General features: G+C 60.8%; 1 protein-coding gene. It reads left to right on the plus strand.

The genetic code is table 11. The features are described from left to right. A partial coding sequence (locus ACKLLE_RS27055) for a beta strand repeat-containing protein (protein WP_420059595.1) occupies positions 1-3,493 on the plus strand: 3,493 nt, incomplete at both ends.

A 3,493-nucleotide genomic window follows, 5' to 3' on the forward strand; every position in this document is an offset into this window, starting at 1 on the left:
CAGCGCTACCGGCACCGTCCAGGAAGGCGGCGACATCGTCTACACCGCTCGCTTGACCAACCCGGCCGGCAGCGAGATGAAGATCACCCTGAGCAATGGTGAAATCATAACGATTGGTAAAGGTCTGTCAGAAGGTAGCGTGACCTTCCCGGCGCCTCAGAACACCGTTTACGTAGATGGCGGCAACGTCAGTGTCACCGTCACCGGCACCACCGGCGGCGACTTCGAGCACCTGGAAGTCAGCCCGACTGCGGCTGTCACTGCCGTCACCGACAGCATCGACACTTCGACCGTCACCTTGACCGCGACCTCGAGCGCGGTCGAAGGCGGTGTAGTGACCTACACCGCCTCGGTTACCGCGCCAGTCACTGGTACGCCTCTGGTCATCTCCTTGGCGAACGGCCAATCGATCACCATTCCGGTCAACGCTTCGAGCGGTTCGGTGGACTTCATCGCCCCGAATAACGTCCTGAACACCAACACCCCGTTGACCAACAGCATCACCGGTGTCACCGGTGGCAATTACGAGAAATTGGAAACCGCCGGCACGCCGACCACCGTCGTGACTGACGACCCGGCTCGTCTGGACACGACTGGCCTCACCCTGTCCGCAACCGGCACCGTCCAGGAAGGCGGCGATATCGTCTACACCGCCCGCCTGACCAATCCGGCGGGCAGTGAAATGAAGATCACCCTCAGCAACGGGGAAGTGATCACCATCGGCAAAGGCCTGTCGGAAGGCAGCGTGACCTTCCCGGCGCCTGCCAACACCGTTTACGTGGACGGCGGCAATGTCAGCGTGACCGTCACCGGTACCACCGGCGGTGATTTCGAGCATCTGGAAGTCAGCCCAACGGCGGCTGTGACTGCTGTCACCGACAGCATCGACACTTCGACCGTGACTTTGACGGCCACCGCCAGTGCTGTTGAAGGCGGTGTGGTTACCTACACCGCCTCGGTTACCGCGCCGGTCACTGGCACTCCGCTGGTTATCAGCCTGGCCAACGGACAGAGCATCACCATCCCGGTTAACAGCTCCAGCGGCTCGGTAGATTTCATCGCGCCGAATAACGTCCTGAACACCAACACGCCGCTGACCAACAGCATCACCGGTGTCACTGGCGGCAACTACGAGAAATTGGAAACCGCCGGCACGCCGACCACCGTCGTGACCGACGACCCAGCTCGCCTGGACACCACTGGCCTGACCCTGTCCGCCACGGGCACCGTCCAGGAAGGTGGCGATATCGTCTACACCGCTCGCCTGACCAATCCGGCTGGCAGTGAAATGAAGATCACGCTGAGCAATGGTGAAGTCATCACGATTGGTAAAGGACTATCAGAAGGCAGCGTGTCCTTCGCGGCGCCTCAAAATACCGTTTACGTCGACGGCGGCAATGTCAGCGTGACCGTCACCGGGACTACCGGCGGGGACTTCGAACATCTGGAAGTAAGCTCAACCGCGGCAGTGACTACCGTCACAGACAGCATCGATACTTCGACCGTGACCCTGACCGCAACTCCAAGCGCAGTGGAAGGTGGCGTCGTCACGTACACCGCCTCCGTCACGGCACCAGTTACTGGCACCCCGCTGGTCATCAGCCTGGCCAACGGCCAGTCGATCACCATTCCGGTCAATTCTTCCAGCGGTTCGGTCGATTTCATTACGCCGAATAACGTCCTGAACACCAACACGCCGCTAACCAACAGCATCACCGGCGTCACTGGCGGCAATTACGAGAAGCTCGAAACCGCCGGCACCCCGACCACCGTCGTAACCGATGACCCGGCTCGCCTGGATACTACCGGCCTGACCCTGTCCGCCACCGGCACCGTTCAGGAAGGTGGTGACATCGTCTACACCGCCCGCCTGACCAACCCGGCGGGCAGTGAAATGAAGATCACCCTCAGCAATGGCGAAGTCATTACCATCGGCAAAGGTCTTTCGGAAGGCTCCGTGACCTTCCCGGCGCCTCAGAACACCGTTTACGTGGACGGCGGCAACGTCAGCGTGACCGTCACCGGCACCACCGGCGGAGACTTCGAACACCTGGAAGTCAGCCCGACGGCCGCGGTGACCGCAGTCACCGATAGCATCGACACCAGCACCGTGACCCTGACCGCAACTTCGAGCGCCGTCGAAGGTGGCATCGTCACTTACACCGCATCGGTCACAGCTCCGGTCACTGGCACCCCGCTGGTTGTAACTTTGGCCAACGGCCAATCGATCACCATTCCAGTGAACGCTTCGAGCGGTTCGGTCGATTTCATCGCCCCGAACAACGTGCTGAACACCAATACGCCGCTGACCAATAGCATTACTGGCGTGACCGGCGGCAACTACGAAAAACTCGAAACCGCCGGCACGCCAACCACCGTCGTTACTGACGACCCAGCTCGCCTGGACACTACCGGTCTGACCCTGTCCGCTACCGGCACGGCTCAGGAGGGCGGCGACATTGTTTACACCGCTCGCCTGACCAACCCGGCTGGCAGCGAGATGAAGATCACCCTCAGCAACGGGGAAGTGATCACTATCGGCAAGGGTTTGAGTGAAGGATCTGTCACCTTCGCTGCACCTCAGAACACCGTTTATGTGGACGGCGGCAACGTCAGCGTGACCGTCACCGGGACCACCGGCGGCGATTTTGAACATCTGGAAGTCAGCCCGACTCCGGCTGTCACTGCCATTACGGATTCGATCGATACGTCGACCGTCACCCTGACCGCGACTTCGAGTGCAGTGGAAGGCGGTGTCGTCACCTACACCGCCTCCGTTACGGCTCCGGTCACTGGCACTCCGCTGGTTGTAACTTTGGCCAACGGCCAATCGATCACCATTCCGGTCAACAGCTCCAGCGGTTCGGTCGATTTCATTGCGCCGAACAACGTCCTGAACACCAACACCCCGCTGACCAACAGCATCACCGGCGTCACTGGCGGCAACTACGAAAACCTTGAAACCGCCGGTACCCCGACCACTGTCGTGACCGACGATCCGGCTCGCCTGGACACTACTGGCCTGACCCTGTCCGCTACGGGCACCGTTCAGGAGGGTGGAGACATTGTTTACACCGCTCGCCTGACCAACCCGGCTGGCAGTGAAATGAAGATCACCCTGAGCAATGGCGAAGTGATCACCATTGGCAAGGGCCTCTCCGAAGGCAGCGTGACCTTCGCAGCGCCTGCCAACACCGTCTATGTGGACGGCGGCAACGTCAGCGTGACTGTCACCGGGACTACTGGTGGCGACTTTGAGCATCTGGAAGTCAGCCCGACTGCGGCTGTCACTGCCGTTACGGATTCGATCGATACGTCGACCGTGACCCTGACCGCGACTTCGAGTGCAGTGGAAGGCGGTGTCGTCACCTACACCGCCTCGGTTACCGCGCCAGTCACTGGTACGCCTCTGGTCATCTCCTTGGCGAATGGCCAATCGATCACCATTCCGGTCAACGCTTCCAGCGGTTCGGTGGACTTCATCGCCCCGAAT

The organism is Pseudomonas bharatica (assembly GCF_048586865.1).
In the GTDB taxonomy this organism is placed as follows: domain Bacteria; phylum Pseudomonadota; class Gammaproteobacteria; order Pseudomonadales; family Pseudomonadaceae; genus Aquipseudomonas; species Aquipseudomonas bharatica.